Here is a 19052-nt window from a genome sequence, read left to right as displayed (position 1 = left end):
TCATGGCCTTCGAAGCAATGTTCCAGCCGATCCAGATCGGCAAACTGACCATCCGCAACCGTGTGCTCAGCACCGCGCATGCCGAGGTGTATGCCACCGACGGCGGGATGACCACCGACCGCTATGTGAAGTACTACGAAGAGAAGGCCAAGGGCGGCATCGGCCTGGCGATCTGCGGCGGCTCGTCGGTGGTCGCCATCGACAGCCCGCAGGAATGGTGGGCGTCGGTCAACCTGTCGACCGACCGCATCATCCCGCACTTCCAGAACCTGGCCGACGCCATGCACAAGCATGGCGCCAAGATCATGATCCAGATTACCCACATGGGCCGCCGCTCGCGCTGGGACGGCTTCAACTGGCCGACCCTGATGTCGCCGTCGGGCATCCGTGAACCGGTGCACCGTGCCACCTGCAAGACCATCGAAGTGGAAGAGATCTGGCGCGTCATCGGCAACTACGCGCAGGCCGCGCGGCGTGCCAAAGAAGGCGGGCTGGACGGCGTCGAGCTGTCGGCCGTGCACCAGCACATGATCGACCAGTTCTGGAGCCCACGGGTCAACAAGCGTACCGACGAGTGGGGCGGCAGCTTCGAAGGCCGCATGAAGTTCGGCCTGGAAGTGCTCAAGGCGGTGCGTGCCGAAGTCGGCGACGACTTCTGCGTCGGCATGCGCATCTGTGGCGACGAATTCCACCCCGATGGCCTCAGCCACGAGGACATGAAGCAGATCGCCGCCTACTACGACGCCACCGGCATGCTCGACTTCATCGGCGTGGTCGGCTCGGGCTGCGACACCCACAACACCCTGGCCAACGTCATCCCCAACATGAGCTACCCGCCGGAGCCGTTCCTGCACCTGGCGGCCGGCATCAAGGAAGTGGTCAAGGTCCCGGTGCTGCACGCGCAGAACATCAAAGACCCGAACCAGGCCACGCGCATCCTCGAAGGCGGCTACGTCGACATGGTCGGCATGACCCGTGCGCACATGGCCGACCCGCACCTGATCGCCAAGATCAAGATGGGCCAGATCGACCAGATCAAGCAGTGCGTCGGTGCCAACTACTGCATCGACCGCCAGTACCAGGGCCTGGATGTGCTGTGCATCCAGAACGCCGCGACCTCCCGTGAATACATGGGCGTGCCGCACATCATCGAGAAGACCACCGGCGTCAAGCGTAAGGTGGTGGTGGTCGGTGCCGGCCCGGCCGGCATGGAAGCCGCTCGCGTGGCGGCCGAACGCGGCCACGACGTGACCCTGTTCGAGAAGAAAGACCAGATCGGCGGGCAGATCACCATTGCCGCCAAGGCACCGCAACGCGACCAGATCGCCGGCATCACCCGCTGGTATCAGCTGGAACTGGCGCGCCTCAAAGTCGACCTGCGCCTGGGCACCGCCGCCAGCGTGGACGCCATCCAGGACCTGCGCCCGGACGTGATCGTCCTGGCGGTGGGTGGCCATCCGTTCGTCGAGCAGAACGAACACTGGGGCGCCGCCGAAGGGCTGGTGGTCAGCAGCTGGGACGTGCTCGACGGCAAGGTCGCACCGGGCAAGAACGTGCTGGTTTACGACACCATCTGCGAATTTACCGGCATGTCGACGGCAGACTTCATCGCCGACAAGGGCAGCCAGGTCGAGATCGTCACCGACGACATCAAGCCAGGCGTAGCGATGGGCGGCACGACCTTCCCGACCTACTACCGCAGCATGTACCCGAAAGAAGTGATCATGACCGGCGACATGATGCTGGAGAAGGTCTACCGCGAAGGCGACAAGCTGGTGGCGGTGCTGGAGAACGAATACACCGGCGCCAAGGAAGAACGCGTGGTCGACCAGGTGGTGGTCGAGAACGGCGTGCGACCTGACGAAGAACTGTATTACGCGCTGAAGGACGGTTCGCGCAACAAGGGCCAGATCGATGTGGAGGCGCTGTTCGCCATCAAGCCACAGCCGATCCTCAGCCAGCCGGGCGAGGGCTATTTGCTGTATCGTATCGGCGACTGCGTGGCCCAGCGCAACGTGCATGCGGCGATCTACGACGCCTTGCGGCTGTGCAAGGACTTCTGATCGCACCGCCTCGTTAGGGGCGGGACTGGCCCCCTGTAGGAGCGGATTCATCCGCGATGAGGCCGACACAGGCAAATGTGTTGTCAGTGCCGACGCTATCGCGGATGAATCCGCTCCTACAGGGTCCGCGCCGCACTTCAGAGTGGCGCAAGAATCCAGCTGTTGTGGGAGCCTCCCATGTTGAACACCCTTCTACCCATCCTGCTGTTCGCTGCCCTCGGCCTGGCGGTGCTCGGCGCCGTGCGCCGGGTGCGCATGTGGCGGCGTGGCCGGCCGTCCAAGGTCAACCTGCTCGGCGGCCTGCTGGCCATGCCGCGACGCTACCTGGTGGACCTGCACCACGTGGTCGAGCGCGACAAATACATGTCCAAGACCCACGTGGCCACGGCGGGCGGCTTCGTGCTGTCGGCTGCGCTGGCGATCCTGGTGCATGGCTTCGGCCTGCAGAGCAAGATCCTCGGCTACGCCCTGCTGGTGGCCACGGTGATCATGTTTACGGGCGCCATCTTCGTCTTCAAACGCCGCCTGAATCCACCTGCGCGCCTGTCCAAAGGCCCGTGGATGCGCCTGCCGAAAAGCCTGCTGGTGTTCGCGGCGAGCTTCTTCATCGCTACCTTGCCGGTGGCCGGCATCCTGCCCGCCAACACCGGCGGCTGGGTGATGGTCGGTGTGCTTGGCCTGGGCGTGCTGTGGGGCGTGTCGGAGCTGTTCTTCGGCATGACCTGGGGCGGCCCGATGAAACACGCCTTCGCCGGTGCCCTGCACCTGGCCTGGCACCGCCGTGCCGAACGCTTCGGCGGCGGGCGCTCCACCGGCCTCAAGCCGCTGGACCTGGAAGACCGCAACGCGCCATTGGGCGTGGAAAAACCGGTGGACTTCACCTGGAACCAGCTGCTTGGCTTCGACGCCTGCGTGCAGTGCGGTAAATGCGAAGCCATGTGCCCGGCCTTCGCCGCCGGCCAACCGTTGAACCCGAAAAAACTCATCCAGGACATGGTCATCGGCCTGGCGTGTGGCACCGACGCGCAGTTCGCCGGCAGCCCGTATCCCGGCAAGCCAATCGGCGAACACGGCGGCAACCCGCACCAGCCGATCGTCAATGGCCTGGTCGACGCCGAGACGCTGTGGTCGTGCACCACCTGCCGCGCCTGCGTCGAGGAATGCCCGATGATGATCGAGCACGTCGATGCCATCGTCGACATGCGCCGCCACCTCACCCTGGAAAAAGGCGCGACCCCGAACAAGGGCGCCGAGGTGCTGGACAACCTGATCGCCACCGACAACCCGGGCGGCTTCGCCCCGGGCGGGCGGATGAACTGGGCGGCCGACCTCAACCTGAAACTGCTGTCGGAAGTGAAAACCACCGAAGTGCTGTTCTGGGTCGGTGACGGGGCCTTCGACATGCGCAACCAGCGCACCCTGCGTTCGTTCGTCAAAGTGCTCAAGGCCTCGGGCGTGGACTTCGCCGTGCTCGGCCTGGAAGAGCGCGACAGCGGCGACGTGGCGCGTCGCCTGGGCGACGAAGCGACCTTCCAGCACCTGGCCAAACGCAATATCCAGACCCTGGCCCAGTACAAGTTCCAGCGCATCGTCACCTGCGACCCGCACAGTTTCCATGTGCTGAAGAACGAGTACGGCGCGCTGGGCGGCGATTACCAGGTGCAGCACCACAGCACCTACATCGCCGAACTGATCGCCGCCAAGAAGCTCAACCTCGGCCAGCACAAGGGCGGTAGCGTGACCTATCACGACCCGTGCTACCTGGGCCGCTACAACGGCGAGTACGAGGCGCCGCGCGAAGTGCTCAAGGCGCTCGGCATCGAAGTGCGCGAGATGCAGCGCTCGGGCTTCCGTTCCCGTTGCTGCGGCGGTGGCGGCGGTGCGCCGATCACCGACATCCCGGGCAAGCAGCGTATTCCCGACATGCGCATGGACGACATACGCGAGACCGAAGCCGAGCTGGTCGCCGTGGGTTGTCCACAGTGCACGGCAATGCTCGAAGGCGTGGTCGAACCGCGCCCGCAGATCAAGGACCTCGCCGAGTTGGTAGCCGACGTGCTGATCATCGATGAAACCCCGGCGGCCCCAAAGTCGCCAACGGTCAAACGTGAACCTGCGGAGGTGCACTGATGAGCGACATCATCCGCCGCGACCCACGCGCCGAGTGGATCGCCCGTAATCGTCTGCACCCGCTGCACGCAGCGATGCAGACGCAACAAACCAGCTGGATGGGGCCAAATGGCATCATCCGCAAGAACCCGCATGCCATCGCCGCCGGCTTCATCGGCCCCGCTGGCCTCAAGCGCATCGACCGCAGCGGTGCCCAGCAGGGCACCGGTGTCGGCGGGCGGCGTACGGCAGCGGCGGCTGTGCAGTTGCCACTGCACCAGGTGCCGGCACCAGCGTTCTACATTGCCGTGGTGCCGGACATGGTCGGTGGCCGCCTGAGCAGCCACGACCGCGACCTGCTGGGCCTGGCCCACAGCCTGGCCGGCAGCGACGGTGCGGTGATGGCCGTGGTGTTTGGCGAGCACAAGGAAAACAACTTTTCCACAGCCGGCGTTGACCGCTTGCTGGTCATCGAAGGTGAAGCGTTCGAAGGTTATGCACCGGAACAACTTGTGCAGGGCCTGCGGGCTGTGGATAACCAATTCGCGCCGCGCCACTGGCTGCTGCCCGACAGCCGTACGGGCGGCGGCGAACTGGGCCGTCGCCTCGGTGCCGCGCTGGGCGAACGCCCGGCGACACGGGTCTGGCAGGTCAAGGACGGGCAGTGTATCGGCCGTGCCGGCGCTGGCCAGCAAGACCTGCAGCGGGCGGTGCCGCGCTTGATTCTGGCGGCGGCAGAGTGTGCCGAGCCGGTCAGCGAAACGCGTCACGAAGCGCTGTCGGTGGAGTTGTCCACAAGCGTTGCGCGCAGCTTGTCGCGTATCGAGGATCTCGGGTCGGTGGCCGTCGACCCCGCCACTATCGCCATGGCAGAAGCCGAGTTCATCGTCTCGGGCGGCAATGGCGTCAAAGATTGGGACCTGTACCACCAGGCGACCGCCGCCCTCGGCGCCACCGAAGGCGCCTCGCGGGTGGCGGTGGACGACGGCTTCATGCCGCGCAACCGCCAGGTCGGCGCTACCGGTACCTGGGTCACGGCACGGGTTTACGTGGCTGTGGGTATCTCTGGCGCGATCCAGCACCTGCAGGGCATCGGCGCTTGCGACAAGGTAGTGGCGATCAACATGGACCCTGGCTGCGACATGATCAAACGGGCCGACCTGTCGGTAATTGGCGACAGTTCGGCGATCCTCAAGGCACTGATCGAGGCTGTGGACAACTTCCGCAGCGGCGGCCAGCGCGACGCGGCATAAGGGCACGAGCATGAGTACGAAAGTGATCAGCCTGGTTTCCATCGGTGCTCACCCGACTTCAGGTCGCGCTCGCCGCGCCGAGCAGGATGCGCGCGCAGTGGAGCTGGGTTTGCAGCTGGCTGGGGATAACTTGCAGGTGGTGCATGCCGGGGATCCGCGTGAAGAGGCGCTGCGTGCCTACCTGGGTATGGGGCTGGAGCACCTGGATGTACTCGAACAGCCGGCTGGTGCCGATGTTTTGGGGGTGTTGGGCGACTATCTGCGTGACGCTGGCGCGCAGCTGGTGCTGACCGGTAGCCAGGCCGAGACCGGCGAGGGCTCAGGCATGTTGCCGTTCCTCCTGGCCGAGAAGCTGGGTTGGCCGCTGGTGGTGGGGCTGGCCGAGGTGGAATCGATCGATAACGGCACCGCGCAGGTTCTGCAGGCGCTCCCACGTGGCCAGCGGCGCAGGTTGAAGGTGCGACTGCCATTGTTGGCGACTGTGGATAACGCTGCGCCCAAGCCGCGCCAGAGTGCCTTCGGGCCGGCGCGACGCGGTGTGCTGGCGGCGCGTAACGTGGCGATTGTCGAGGATGAGCTGCTGGCCGAAGCCGAATTGCAGCCCGCCAGGCCCCGGCCTAAGCGGCTCAAGGTGATCAAGGCCAAGAGTGGTGCGGACCGGATGAAAGCGGCCACGGCCAAGGCCAGTGGTGGTGGCGGCAAGGTGTTGAAGGATGTTTCTCCACAGGAAGGGGCTGAGGCTATTTTGAAGCTGCTGGTGGAGGAGGGGGTTTTGCGTTAGGGCGGCGTGGCGTTCGTCGCGGCATTTTTAGCGTCTAGGAGATCGAGCGCCGCTCGCGCGGCGCTCGATCTCGACACCACCGAATTTCTTCCGTCATACACCCAGAAGCCCCGCAAATCTTCTTACCCACCGATTCTGTTCGCCAAGGTGTGGATAAAGTGTTCACGCCTCGCTGTAAGCCCCGGCTGGCATGGCTTACGTAGATATGATCAAAAAATGATCAGCTGCGGCGATGGCAATCGCAAGTCAGCCGGGTGAATGTTTGAATGAGTTTCCCACAATCGCTGTTGGCGGCTCTGTGGATAATATGTTTGGCAATATCTACAACCCGCGCAGCCATTGGCCTACAGAAATATGATCAATAATTGATCAATTACCCATGTTATCCCGCCAGATCAGTGTTTTCAGTGGCTTAAGCTGTTATCCACAACGTTTTTGACCTGCAGGTTCTTTCTGCACACAAAATCTGTTGGCCCTTCTGTGGACAAGGTGTTCGGTGAACGCTGGAAGCCACGAATTCAGTAGCTTACAAAGTTTTGATCAAAAAACGATCAATCAGCATCCGCAGTCGTGCTGGACTGCTGTCCACAACCCCTGTCGATAGTTCTGTGGATAACATGTACCAAAGCTCTGCATGACAATGTAAAACGCCACGGCTGACGCATCAGCCGTGGCGTTTTCAATGCAGAGTACAGTTACTGTGCTTTCACTTCCTTCAGGTACGGCGCAGGCTCTGCGCCAAGGTTTTCCAGCACGCGCTGGCTGTACCAGTCGATGAAGTTGACCACGCCAAACTCGTAAGTCTTGGAGTACGGCCCAGGCTGGTACGCAGTGGAGTTGATCCCACGCTGGTTTTCTTCCGCCAGGCGGCGGTCCTGATCGTTGGTGGCGTCCCACACCTTACGCATGCGCTCCGGGTCGTAATCCACGCCTTCGACGGCATCCTTGTGCACCAGCCACTTGGTGGTGACCATGGTCTCCTGGGCGCTGATCGGCCATACGGTGAAGACGATCAAATGATCGCCCATGCAGTGGTTCCAGGAGTGCGGCAGGTGCAGGATGCGCATCGAACCCAGGTCCGGGTTCTTGATGCGGCCCATCAGCTTCTGGCAGGCCTGCTTGCCGTCCATGGTCATCGACACGGTGCCCTTGAGCAGCGGCATGCGCACGATGCGGTTACGCAGGCCGTGGCTCTTGTGCAGGTAAGGGATTTTTTCGGCTTCCCAGGCGGCGGCGGAGGCGGCCACGTGGTCCTTGAATTCCTGGCTGGCGCGCGGGTCGTTGGTGTCGTCCCACTCCAGCAGGGTCTGCAGCAGCTCCGGGTGCGAGCCGCTGCAGTGGTAGCACTCGCGGTTGTTTTCCAGCACCAGCTTCCAGTTGGCCTTTTCCATCAAGGTGGTGTGCACCGCCACCTTGGTGTTCTCCATGTCGTACGGTTCCATGTAGTGCTCAAGGGTGGTCAGGAACTCGTCGATGGCCGGCGGGTTCTCCGCCAGGCTGATGAAGATGTAGCCGCCAGCGACTTTGACGTGCACAGGCTTGAGGCCGTATTCCTTCATGTCGAAGTCGTCGCCCATCTCGGTGCCGGCGAACAGCAAGCGGCCGTCCAGTTCGTAAGTCCACTGGTGGTAATGGCACACCAGCTTGGCCACCTTGCCCTTGTCGCTGACGCACAGGCGCGAGCCGCGGTGGCGGCAGACGTTGTGGAAGGCATGCACCTTGCCCTCGGCACCACGCACCACGAGGATCGGGTTCTTGCCGATCTGCAGGGTGATGTAGTTGCCCTTTGCCGGGATCTCGCAGGTCATGCCAGCGATCAGCCATTCCTTCTGGAAGATCTCCTGCATGTCGATCTGGAACAGACGCTCGTCGGTGTAGAACGGCTGGGGCAGCGAGTAGGTGCGCTCGCGGGTCTGCAGCATCTCGGCGGTCGCCTTGCGTGCAGGTTCCAGTGGATCGCCCAGGCTCAGGGTTGCGGTGACGTCCATCGTGTAATCCTCGGGGCCGTGTGCGGCCGGCAAAAGGTGGCTAATCGTTGTTGTGGTGCCGCAAGACTGGCTGCCCAAAAAAGGCAGCTTCTTTTGCCGTGGAGTGTGCGTCCGAAGGCGCCGCGAACCGTATCCATGGGCGACATGGCCGATATGAATTACGACGCGCCAGCCCTTGTAGCGCGGGGCTGGTCGCGATAAGCACGCCGATGTCGCTGGCAGGAATGTACGTCGTGTTCAGCTTGCGCATTATCGCAGCCATAAAAAGGGCCATTGTCGGCCGCTGGAGATGAACATGTCCGATACCTTCCTCAATCCGGTCAGCACGCAGACCTGGGCCAACGGCCGCCACATCGTGCGCTGCGTCAAGGTCATCCAGGAGACCTGGGACGTGCGCACCTTCTGCTTCATGGCCGACCAGCCGATCATGTTCTTCTTCAAGCCCGGGCAGTTCGTCACCCTGGAGCTGGAGATCGAAGGCAAGCCGGTGATGCGCTCGTACACCATTTCCAGCTCGCCGTCGGTGCCCTACAGCTTCTCGATCACGGTCAAGCGCGTGCCGGGTGGGCAGGTCTCCAACTTCCTCCACGACACCATGCATGAAGGCGCCGAGTTGCCGGTGCACGGCCCGGTCGGGCTGTTCAACGCCATCGACTTCCCGGCGGGCAAGGTGTTGTACCTCTCGGGTGGTGTCGGCATTACTCCGGTGATGTCGATGGCGCGCTGGTTCTACGACACCAATGCCAACGTCGACATGGTCTTCGTGCACAGCGCCCGCTCGCCGAAAGACATCATCTACCACCGCGAGCTGGAGCAGATGGCGTCACGCATCCCCAACTTCAGCCTGCATATCATTTGCGAGAAGCACGGGCTGGGCGAGCCGTGGGCGGGTTACCGGGGTTATCTGAACCAGCGGCTGATGGAGCTGATCGCGCCCGACTACATGGAGCGCACCATTTTCTGCTGCGGCCCGACGCCGTATATGACCGCGGTCAAGCGCATGCTCGAAGCGGTCGGCTTCGACATGAAGAATTACCACGAGGAATCGTTCGGCGCGACGCCGCCGGAAGCCAAGGCCGATGCCGTGGAGCACGCCGAACAGGCGGCCGATGCGCCGGAAGTGGATGTGTCCGATCTCAACCTGGTGGAGTTCATCGGCAGCGAGAAGAGTATTCGCGTTGCGCCGGGTGAGACTGTGCATGCGGCGGCGGCGAAAGTCGGGCTGATGATTCCCAAGGCGTGCGGTATGGGTATTTGCGGAACCTGCAAGGTGCTCAAGCTGGGTGGTGAAGTGGAGATGGAGCACAACGGCGGGATAACCGAGGAAGACGAAGCCGAGGGCTACATTCTGTCGTGCTGCAGTGTGCCGAAGGGGGATGTACGGATCGATTATTGATCTGAGGACCTCTTCGCGGGCTTGCCCCGCGAAGAGGCCTCAAAAGTCAATGCAAGCGGTTCTTGGCCATCTCGATATCATTCATCAAAGCTTTGGCCAAAGCACTCAGGTAATCCGCAGCACCCAGCAACTTGTGGTCATCTTCCATATCACCCTCACGAACCAGATGCTTGATGTAGCCCAGCAGGACCGAGACCTGCTCGTAGACATCGTCGATGGGAATACCCGGCTGAACCCGTAACAGGTCAATCGGCGGGTTACCCACTTCGAGAAAAGTTTCGGCACCGATGGTTGCAACGGGTTTGGTTTGGTCCGTCATGTTTCATCCCTCTGCCTTTTGGCCATAGAGCCGATCATGAACATGCTCAACCAGTGAATGGGCGATCTCAGTGGCATGCATGGCATTGCTCAGCATGCTCAGGCCATGTTCGCCGGCGCGGGCGCGACAGTGTTCGTCGATGGTTTCGATGACGCCACGCAGCAGCTCGCTGACGTGAGCCAGGGCGTCGGGTGGGTTCATGTCGGATTGATGGGTGAAGAACGGGGTGGTGATGGGTTTGCGGCTGGGCGGATCGGGTACGTGCTTCTTCATGGTGTAATCCCTTCGCTTGATCAAGGAACCACCACCACAACCTTCTCACGGGTTTAGGTGGCAGCCGTACGCGGAGTGAGAACCGAGAAAGCAAAGGAAAACTCGGCCAGACCGAAGTCTGTCCGCGCACGGCCGCCATGAAAGCTGGCCGAAATTACTTATCGTCGGGTTCTCACGCCCGGTCGCCTAAACGACCCGAAAACGTTATCCCTGGGGCGTTTCCCCGACAACAGCGACACTTCAGCAGCGCGCGTAGGATAATTCCCAAGCATGCTGATCTTGAAGTATTTGGTTTCAAGTTCAGAAATGTCTTACGGCTGCTGACCTCTTCGCGGGCAAGCCCGCTCCCACAGGTACCCACTGAACCTGAGAGCAGTGGGGTACCTGTGGGAGCGGGCTTGCCCGCGAATGGGCCGCATAGCGGCCCCTGCAATTATCAGGTGCGGAATCGAGCTACCAGCCCATTCAGGTCCACTGCAAGACGCGACAATTCAGCACTCGCCGCACTGGTCTGATGCGCGCCGGTTGCGCTCTGCACCGACAGGTCGTTGATGTTCACCAGGTTGCGGTCCACTTCCCGCGCGACTTGAGCCTGCTCTTCCGCAGCACTGGCGATCACCAGGTTACGCTCGTTGATCTGTGCCACGGCCCCGGCAATGGTATCCAGCGCCATGCCAGCGCCCTGGGCGATGTTCAGCGTCGACTCGGCGCGCTCGGTGCTGGTGCGCATCGACTCCACCGCCTCTTCGGTGCCGCCCTGGATGCTGCCGATCATGCGCTCGATCTCGCTGGTCGACTGCTGGGTGCGATGGGCCAGCGCCCGCACCTCATCGGCCACTACGGCAAAACCACGGCCTGCTTCACCGGCACGCGCCGCTTCGATTGCCGCGTTGAGTGCCAGCAGGTTGGTCTGGTCCGCCAGGCCGCGAATCACGTCGAGCACCTTGCCGATGTCGCGCGACTGCTCGGCCAGGTGGGTGATCAACTTGGCGGTGGCCTGCACATCGCCGCTCATGCGCTCGATGGCGCCGACAGTCTCCATCACCAGGTCACGACCATCGCCGGCTGAGCGGCTGGCTTCGCCGGAGGCTTCCGAGGTGCTGACCGCGTTGCGTGCCACTTCTTCCACGGCGCTGGTCATCTCGGTGACGGCGGTGGCGGCCTGTTCGATTTCGTTGTTCTGCTGCTGCAGGCCTCGGGCGCTTTCATCGGTGACGCAGTTCAGCTCTTCGGCCGCCGAGGCCAGCTGGGTCGCGGAGCCAGCAATCAGTTGCAGGGTGTCGCGCAGCTTGTCCTGCATGCGCGCCATGGCACGTTGCAAGCGGGCGGCTTCATCGGTGCCTTCTGCACGAATGATTTTGGTCAGGTCGCCGTCAGCGATCTGCTCGGCTGCCTGCAGGGCTTCTTCGATCGGCTTGACGATGCTGCGGGTCAGCAGGAACGCGCAGAGGAAAGTCAGCACGGCGGCGGCGATCAGCAGCCCTATCACCAGGGCGAAGGCCGCTGAATACTGGCTGGCGGCCACTTCATTGGTTTCACGGGTCTGGTCGGTGTTGATGCGCACCAGGGTGTCCATGACCTTGTTGATCTGCTCGGAGTTATCCAGCAGGTCGCGGTTGAGCAGGGTGCGCAGGCCTTCGAGGTCGCCGGCCTGGCTCATGCTGCGCATGCGTGATTCCAGTTGGCGGTACTGGTCCAGCAACAGACGGTATTGCTCGAATGCGGCCTTTTCGTCCGCCGCTGTCACCAGCGGCTCATAGGCGCGCCGTGCGTTGTCGATCTGGGCGTTGCGCTCATCCAGCAGGCGCAGGGTGTCGCGCTGGGTTTCCGGCTCGCGGTTGAGTAGCAGGCGGTAGGACAGCGTGCGCAGGCGCAGGTTGAGCGAGGTCAGTTCGTCGAGGGTCTTGATACTCGGCACGCTGATGTTTTCGATGACAACACCCGCCTGACGGATATTGCCCATCTGCATCAGCGAGAAGATACCAAGGCCGAGCATGAGCAGGCCGATCAAGGCGAAACCGAGCAATGCGCGCGGTGCGATATTCATGTTGCGTAGAGACATGGGGGAGGAATCCAGGCAAGGGAGGAAGGCGCGGTCCGTGCGACAAAATAAGACTTGCCTGTCTATCGGTCGTGACCGGTCGGTCTTGAGTGTGTACGGGCAAATTTGTGAGCCAGCTAACTATTTACCTGACCGGCGGTTGACCCAGGCCGGAACAAGGGGCCGGATACCCTGTCAATCTGCGGGGTAAGAAACCTTAAGAATCCGTTATTTAATGGCGATGGCTCGCGCTTTTCTTTATCGTGTGCGCCCTTTGCAACAACTGAGATATCCCCATGCTGGAAGCCTCCCTGAATCAAATCGAGCAACTGGTCAGCGACCTGATGCAGAAAAACGCTCAACTCACCGAGCAGAACACCGCCCTCGGCCAGGAACTGGCCCAGGCCAAGGAAGAAAACGAAACCCTGCAGCTGTCGCTGATGGAGCAGGAAGAGAAGAACGGCGCCACCGCCGCGCGCATCCAGGCGCTGGTTGACCGTGCGACCGCAGGTGTCGTCGGCGCATGAGACTGCAAGCGCAGCCGGTCAATGTCGTGTCGATCCTCGGCAACGATTATTCGATCAAGGCGCCCGAAGGCCAGGAAGAAACCTTGGCGCAGGCGGTACGCATGCTCAACACCGCCCTGGCCGAGACGAAGCGTTCGTACCCGACCCTGATCGGCGACAAGCTGCTGGTGCTGGCCGCACTGAACCTGTGCTCCAAGCAGGTTGAACTGCAGAAGGAACACCAGCAGACCCTTGAGCGGACCCAGGCGCAGATCGATGCCACGGTGGACGCTATCGTTCGGACCATTTCTGAGTCCTGATGAATTCAGGGGCTGCATTGTCAGCCCCATTGTTTGAGATCACTGGATTAACTGAATACGCAAGTGTATACACTTCTCGCAAAACAATAATTAGCGGGGAGTAGGGGCATGCGTATCTGGCGTAAGAGCATCCAGTGGCAATTGATCGCGAGCATGGGCGCGGCCCTGCTGGCGAGCATTCTGGTAGTGGTGATCATCTTTACCGTGGCGCTCAACCGTCTGACGGAGCGCTACCTTGTCGACACGGCGCTGCCGGCCAGCATCGAAGCGATCCGCAACGATATCGAGCGCATGCTCGGCCAGCCGCTGGTGGCGGCGGCGGACATTGCCGGCAACACGCTGCTGCGTGACTGGTTGGCGGCCGGCGAAGATCCCGCCGAAGCGCCACGTTTCCTCGAATACCTGCAGGCTGCCAAGCAGCGCAACCATGCCTTCACCACGCTGTTCGTCTCGACCGAGACCGGCCATTACTACAACGAGAATGGCCTGGACCGCACCCTCAACCGCGGCAACCCCAAGGACAAGTGGTTCTACGGCTACATCGACAGCGGCGCCGAGCGCCTGATCAATATCGACATCGACGGAGCCACGGGTGAGCTGGCGCTGTTCATCGACTACCGCGTGGAGAAGGACGGCAAGTTGGTGGGCGTGGCCGGCATGGGCCTGCGCATGACAGAGCTGTCGCAGCTGATCCACGACTTCAGCTTCGGCGAGCACGGCAAGGTATTTCTGGTGCGCAACGATGGCCTGATCCAAGTGCACCCGGACAACGCCTTCAGCGGCAAGCGCCAGCTCGCCGAACAGCTCGATGCGAATGCGGCCAAGGCGGTGATGACGGGCGACCAGGGCCTGCGTACCAGCCGCTTCCAGCGCGATGGTGAAAACTACCTGGCGTTGGGCCTGCCACTGCGCGACCTGAACTGGACCTTGGTCGCCGAGGTGCCTGAGGCCGAGATCTATGCACAGATGCACCAGGCCGTCTGGTTGACCACGCTGATCGGTGGGGGCGTGGCCCTGTTGTCGTTGCTGCTGGTGGTGCTACTGGCGCGTGGGCTGGTGCAGCCCATCCGCCGCGTCACCGCCGCGCTGGTGCAGATCGGCAGCGGCGGGGGAGATCTTAGTCACCGCCTGGATGATTCCCGTAAGGACGAGTTGGGTGATCTTGCACGCGGCTTCAACCGCTTCCTCGATAGCCAGCGCAGCCTGATCGGCGAAGTGCTGCGCACCACCGAGCGCTTGCATCGGGCGGTGGAGCAGGTGACCCAGGTGGTGGACAACACGGCCGACCGTTCAGGGCGTCAGCAGGAAATGACCGAGATGGTTGCCACCGCCGTGCACGAAATGGGGCTGACAGTGCAGGACATTGCCCGCAACGCCGGGGATGCTGCCCAGGCTTCGCAGTCGGCGCGGGAAGAAGCCCTGCAGGCGCGTGAAGTGGTGCGGCGGTCGATCCAGGGTATTGAAGGCATGTCGGGCGATATCGGCAAGGCGGCAGACGCGGTGACCCAGTTGGCAGACGAAGTCGCCTCGATCGATGAAGTTCTAGCTGTTATCCGTAGCATTTCCGAACAGACCAACCTGCTGGCGCTGAATGCCGCGATCGAGGCCGCGCGGGCAGGGGAGATGGGGCGTGGCTTTGCCGTGGTCGCGGATGAGGTGCGCACCCTGGCGCGACGGACGCAGCTGTCCACCGATGAAGTGCAGCAGATGATCCAGCGCCTCAAGCAGGGCGCGGGTTCAGCGGTGACGTCGATGCAGGCCGGGCAGCAGGCGACGGGCAGCGGGGTCGAGTCGAGCCAGCGGACTGGAGCTTCGTTGGGGGCGATTACTGATCAGGTCGAACACATCAGCGACATGAACCATCAAGTGGCCACGGCGACGGAAGAGCAGTCGGCGGTGACCGAGGAGATCAACCGGACGGTGCAGGGGATCTCCGACTTGGCCAGGGAGACGGCGGCGGAGGTGCAAGGGTGCCGGGAGGAGTGCCAGGCGTTGCGCGGGTTGGCTGATGATCTGGCGCGGCAGATGGGTGGTTTCAAACTGTAAAGTCGGCGGTGAATTCTTCGCGCCTGAAGCCGCTCCCACTGGGTTGTCGCTGGTCTGGACCTTTGGGAGCGGCTTCAGCCGCGAATGCGCCAGTTCAGGCGCCGATGATCGCGCGGATATCCGCCGCCAGCTCACGCACCCGCGCTTCCTCGGTATCCCACGAACACATGAACCGCGCCCCGCCGCTACCAATAAAGGTATAGAACCGCCAGCCCCTGCCACGTAATGCTTCGATCGCAGGCTCCGGCATCTGCAGAAACACCCCGTTGGCCTCCACCGGGAACATCAGCTCCACCCCCGGCAAATCACTGACCAACGACGCCAGCAATTGCGCGCAATGGTTGGCGTGGTTGCCATGGCGCAGCCAGGCGCCGTCTTCCAGCAGCCCGACCCAGGGCGCGGACAGGAAACGCATCTTCGAGGCCAGCTGCCCGGCTTGTTTACAGCGGTAGTCGAAGTCCTCGGCCAACTGGCGATTGAAGAACAGAATCGCCTCACCGACCGCCATGCCGTTCTTGGTGCCGCCAAAGCACAGCACGTCGACACCGGCCTTCCAGGTCAGCTCCGCCGGGCTGCAGCCAAGGAAGGCGCAGGCATTGGTGAAGCGCGCGCCGTCCATGTGCAGGTTCAGGCCCAGTTCCTTGCAGGTGGCGCTGATCGCCTTGAGCTCGTCGGGGCGGTACACGGTACCCACTTCGGTGGCCTGGGTGAGGGTCACCACGCGGGGCTTGGGGTAGTGGATGTCCTGGCGCTTGAGCGCCACTTCGCGGATCGACTCGGGCGTCAGCTTGCCGTTGACGCTGGGCGCGGTCAGTAGCTTGGAGCCGTTGGAGAAGAACTCCGGCGCGCCACACTCGTCGGTTTCGACGTGGGCGGTCTCGGAGCAGATCACGCTGTGATAGCTCTGGCACAACGAGGCCAGGGCCAGGGAGTTGGCGGCGGTGCCGTTGAAGGCGAAGAACACTTCGCAGTCGGTTTCGAACAGCTTGCGGAAGTATTCCGAGGCGCGCTCGGTCCACTGGTCGTCGCCGTAGGCACGGTCGTGGCCGTGGTTGGCCTTTTCCATCGCGGCCCAGGCTTCGGGGCAGATGCCGGAATAGTTGTCGCTGGCGAATTGTTGGCTCTTGTCTGTCATGGCACGGTCCTGTGAACGACGCAGAACAGCACTCTAAACCATTGCTGAAACGGTTGCCTATACAAGCGTTGGGAGTCTGTCTGGGCCGGCCTCATCGCGGATGAATCCGCTCCTACAGTAGGAGCGGATTCATCCGCGATGAGGCCGGCACGACCATCCCAAAATCCGAATGTCGTAAACGCGCCATTGCAAGGCGTGCGCAGGCATCTGACCCACCCCGGCCAGTCATACCATCGCCACAAAGGGCCATAGTGCTCTACAGATAAAAACGATCGCTGCCGGGAGATACACGATGTTCAGCAAGCAAGACCAGATCCAGGGTTACGACGACGCACTGCTGGCGGCGATGAATGCCGAAGAACAGCGCCAGGAAGATCACATCGAGCTGATCGCCTCGGAGAACTACACCAGCAAGCGCGTGATGCAGGCCCAAGGCAGCGGCCTGACCAACAAATACGCCGAAGGCTACCCGGGCAAGCGCTACTACGGCGGTTGCGAGCACGTCGACAAGGTCGAGGCGCTGGCCATCGAGCGCGCCAAGCAGCTGTTCGGCGCCGACTACGCCAACGTTCAGCCGCATTCCGGCTCGTCGGCCAACGGCGCGGTCTATCTGGCCCTGCTGCAGGCTGGTGACACCATCCTGGGCATGAGCCTGGCCCACGGCGGCCACCTGACCCACGGCGCCAAGGTGTCGTCCTCGGGCAAGCTGTACAACGCTGTTCAATACGGTATCGACACCAATACCGGCCTGATCGACTACGACGAGGTCGAGCGCCTGGCGGTCGAGCACAAGCCGAAGATGATCGTTGCCGGCTTCTCGGCCTACTCCAAGACTCTCGACTTCCCACGCTTCCGCGCCATCGCGGATAAAGTCGGTGCGCTGCTGTTCGTCGACATGGCCCACGTTGCCGGCCTGGTCGCTGCTGGCCTGTACCCGAACCCGCTGCCGTATGCCGATGTGGTTACCACCACTACCCACAAGACCCTGCGCGGTCCGCGTGGCGGCCTGATCCTGGCCAAGTCCAACGAAGAGATCGAGAAGAAGCTCAACGCTGCAGTCTTCCCAGGCGCCCAGGGCGGCCCGCTGATGCACGTCATCGCCGCCAAGGCCGTGTGCTTCAAGGAAGCGCTGGAGCCTGAGTTCAAGAGCTACCAGAAGCAGGTCATCGAAAACGCTCAGGCGATGGCCGAGGTGTTCATCGACCGTGGCTACGACGTGGTTTCCGGCGGTACCGACAACCACCTGTTCCTGGTCAGCCTGATTCGCCAGGGCCTGACCGGTAAAGATGCCGACGCCGCCCTGGGCCGCGCGCACATCACCGTCAACAAGAACGCCGTGCCGAACGACCCGCAGTCGCCGTTCGTCACCTCGGGCCTGCGCATCGGCACCCCGGCCGTCACCACCCGTGGCTTCAAGGTCGCGCAATGTGTGGCCCTGGCCGGCTGGATCTGCGACATCCTCGACAACCTCGGTGACGCCGACGTTGAAGCCGATGTGGCGAAAAACGTCGCCGCCCTGTGCGCAGACTTCCCTGTTTACCGCTGAGTGGAGTAAACGACCATGCAACGCTACTCGGGCTTCGGCCTCTTCAAACACTCCCTCAGCCACCACGAAAACTGGCAGCGCATGTGGCGCACGCCGACCCCTAAGAAGGTCTACGACGTGGTCATCGTCGGCGGTGGCGGCCACGGCCTGGCCACGGCCTATTACCTGGCCAAGGAACATGGCATCACCAACGTCGCGGTGGTCGAGAAGGGTTACCTGGGCGGCGGCAACACCGCCCGTAACACCACCATCGTGCGTTCCAACTACCTGTGGGACGAGTCGGCGCAGCTGTACGAACACGCCATGAAACTGTGGGAAGGCCTGTCCCAGGACATCAACTACAACGTGATGTTCTCCCAGCGCGGCGTCTACAACCTGTGCCACACCCTGCAGGACATTCGTGATTCCGAGCGCCGGGTCAGCGCCAACCGCCTCAACGGCGTGGATGGCGAGCTGCTCAACACCGCCCAGGTCGCGGCCGAAATCCCGTACCTGGACTGCTCGAAGAACACCCGTTACCCGATCCTCGGCGCGACCGTTCAGCGCCGTGGTGGCGTGGCCCGTCACGACGCCGTGGCCTGGGGCTATGCCCGGGCCGCCGACGCCCTCGGCGTTGACCTGATCCAGCAGACCGAAGTGATCGGTTTCCGCAAGGAAAACGGCGCGGTCATCGGCGTGGAAACCAATAAAGGCTTCATCGGCGCCAAGCGCGTCGGCGTGGTCACCGCCGGTAACTCCGGGCACATGGCCAAGCTGGCCGGCTTCCGCCTGCCGCTGGAATCGCACCCGCTGCAAGCCCTGGTATCCGAGCCGATCAAGCCGATCATCGACAGCGTGATCATGTCCAACGCCGTGCATGGCTACATCAGCCAGTCCGACAAGGGCGACCTGGTGATCGGCGCCGGTATCGACGGCTGGGTCGGCTACGGCCAGCGCGGTTCGTACCCGGTGATCGAACACACCCTGCAGGCGATCGTCGAGATGTTCCCCAACCTCTCGCGCGTGCGCATGAACCGCCAGTGGGGCGGCATCGTCGACACCTCGCCGGACGCCTGCCCGATCATCTCCAAGACCCCGGTCAAGAACATGTTCTTCAACTGCGGCTGGGGCACCGGCGGCTTCAAGGCGACCCCGGGTTCGGGCAACGTCTTCGCCGCAAGCCTTGCCAAAGGCGAGATGCACCCGCTGGCTGCGCCGTTCTCCATGGACCGTTTCTACAACGGCGCACTGATCGACGAACACGGCGCCGCCGCCGTCGCCCACTAACCGGAGACAC

At 62.7% G+C, this 19052-nt stretch carries 15 protein-coding genes and 1 pseudogene; 10 read left to right on the top strand and 6 right to left on the bottom strand.

Annotated features, from left to right (window positions below):
• The first annotated feature begins 2 nt into the window (after positions 1–2).
• From dgcA to ACIQUF_RS12165, 4 genes are all read left to right on the top strand, one after another.
• Positions 3–2063 carry a dimethylglycine demethylation protein DgcA gene (dgcA, locus tag ACIQUF_RS12180; RefSeq protein ID WP_403131656.1) on the top strand — a complete coding sequence of 687 codons (2061 nt, stop codon included), beginning with the start codon at positions 3–5 and terminating at the stop codon, positions 2061–2063.
• A gap of 177 nt (positions 2064–2240) precedes the next feature.
• Complete coding sequence (gene dgcB / locus ACIQUF_RS12175) at positions 2241–4193, top strand: dimethylglycine demethylation protein DgcB (protein WP_403131654.1); 1953 nt, start codon at positions 2241–2243, stop codon at positions 4191–4193.
• On the top strand, positions 4193–5425 hold the full coding sequence (locus ACIQUF_RS12170; protein ID WP_403131653.1) for an electron transfer flavoprotein subunit alpha/FixB family protein: 1233 nt from the start codon (positions 4193–4195) through the stop codon (positions 5423–5425). The genes dgcB and ACIQUF_RS12170 overlap by 1 nt, the downstream gene beginning before the upstream one ends.
• A 10-nt stretch (positions 5426–5435) precedes the next feature.
• A complete protein-coding gene (locus tag ACIQUF_RS12165) occupies positions 5436–6206 on the top strand; it encodes an electron transfer flavoprotein subunit beta (RefSeq protein WP_400803848.1) in 771 nt (256 codons plus the stop codon).
• Positions 6207–6901: 695 nt separating this feature from the next.
• Here the strand turns inward: ACIQUF_RS12165 and gbcA are convergent.
• The gene (gene gbcA / locus ACIQUF_RS12160; RefSeq protein ID WP_403131651.1) at positions 6902–8194 is read right to left on the bottom strand and encodes a glycine-betaine demethylase subunit GbcA; all 1293 of its coding nucleotides are present in this window, start codon (positions 8192–8194) and stop codon (positions 6902–6904) included.
• A 295-nt stretch (positions 8195–8489) separates the two neighbouring features.
• Here gbcA and gbcB point away from each other — a divergent pair, with 295 nt between their 5' ends.
• Complete coding sequence (gene gbcB / locus ACIQUF_RS12155; RefSeq protein WP_400803852.1) at positions 8490–9590, top strand: glycine-betaine demethylase subunit GbcB; 1101 nt, start codon at positions 8490–8492, stop codon at positions 9588–9590.
• A 46-nt stretch (positions 9591–9636) separates the two neighbouring features.
• Here the strand turns inward: gbcB and ACIQUF_RS12150 are convergent, their stop codons facing one another.
• The 4 genes and pseudogenes from ACIQUF_RS12150 to ACIQUF_RS12135 all read right to left on the bottom strand — a co-directional run.
• On the bottom strand, positions 9637–9909 hold the full coding sequence (locus ACIQUF_RS12150) for a DUF3077 domain-containing protein (protein WP_403131650.1): 273 nt from the start codon (positions 9907–9909) through the stop codon (positions 9637–9639).
• A gap of 3 nt (positions 9910–9912) precedes the next feature.
• Positions 9913–10182 carry a hypothetical protein gene (locus tag ACIQUF_RS12145; protein WP_403131649.1) on the bottom strand — a complete coding sequence of 90 codons (270 nt, stop codon included), beginning with the start codon at positions 10180–10182 and terminating at the stop codon, positions 9913–9915.
• 436 nt (positions 10183–10618) lie between these two features.
• On the bottom strand, positions 10619–11482 hold the full coding sequence (locus tag ACIQUF_RS12140; protein WP_403132506.1) for a methyl-accepting chemotaxis protein: 864 nt from the start codon (positions 11480–11482) through the stop codon (positions 10619–10621).
• Positions 11474–12229, bottom strand: a pseudogene (locus ACIQUF_RS12135) (MCP four helix bundle domain-containing protein); the annotation flags it as partial. The gene ACIQUF_RS12140 and the pseudogene ACIQUF_RS12135, both read right to left, overlap by 9 nt.
• Positions 12230–12519: 290 nt before the next feature.
• Here ACIQUF_RS12135 and ACIQUF_RS12130 point away from each other — a divergent pair.
• From ACIQUF_RS12130 to ACIQUF_RS12120, 3 genes are all read left to right on the top strand, one after another.
• Entirely contained in the window at positions 12520–12750 is a 231-nt protein-coding gene (locus ACIQUF_RS12130) for a hypothetical protein (protein WP_400803857.1), read from the top strand.
• On the top strand, positions 12747–13049 hold the full coding sequence (locus ACIQUF_RS12125) for a cell division protein ZapA (protein WP_403131647.1): 303 nt from the start codon (positions 12747–12749) through the stop codon (positions 13047–13049). The genes ACIQUF_RS12130 and ACIQUF_RS12125 overlap by 4 nt, the downstream gene beginning before the upstream one ends.
• Positions 13050–13157: 108 nt before the next feature.
• Positions 13158–15095: a methyl-accepting chemotaxis protein gene (locus ACIQUF_RS12120; RefSeq protein WP_403131645.1), complete on the top strand. Its 1938-nt coding sequence runs from the start codon at positions 13158–13160 to the stop codon at positions 15093–15095.
• Between the two features lie 94 nt (positions 15096–15189).
• On the opposite strand, the gene ACIQUF_RS12115 is transcribed toward ACIQUF_RS12120, so the two are convergent.
• Entirely contained in the window at positions 15190–16230 is a 1041-nt protein-coding gene (locus ACIQUF_RS12115) for a low specificity L-threonine aldolase (RefSeq protein ID WP_400798096.1), read from the bottom strand.
• Between the two features lie 292 nt (positions 16231–16522).
• Here ACIQUF_RS12115 and ACIQUF_RS12110 point away from each other — a divergent pair, with 292 nt between their 5' ends.
• On the top strand, positions 16523–17776 hold the full coding sequence (locus ACIQUF_RS12110) for a serine hydroxymethyltransferase (RefSeq protein ID WP_403131643.1): 1254 nt from the start codon (positions 16523–16525) through the stop codon (positions 17774–17776).
• A gap of 15 nt (positions 17777–17791) precedes the next feature.
• Positions 17792–19042, top strand: a complete 1251-nt coding sequence (locus tag ACIQUF_RS12105) for a sarcosine oxidase subunit beta family protein (RefSeq protein WP_241805618.1) — start codon at positions 17792–17794, stop codon at positions 19040–19042.
• The last annotated feature ends 10 nt before the right edge of the window (positions 19043–19052 follow it).

This window comes from Pseudomonas sp. NPDC090233 (assembly GCF_044772285.1).
Taxonomy (GTDB): Bacteria; Pseudomonadota; Gammaproteobacteria; order Pseudomonadales; family Pseudomonadaceae; genus Aquipseudomonas.
Note: the sequence above shows the minus strand (reverse complement) of the source record. Positions and strands in the feature narration are given on the sequence as shown.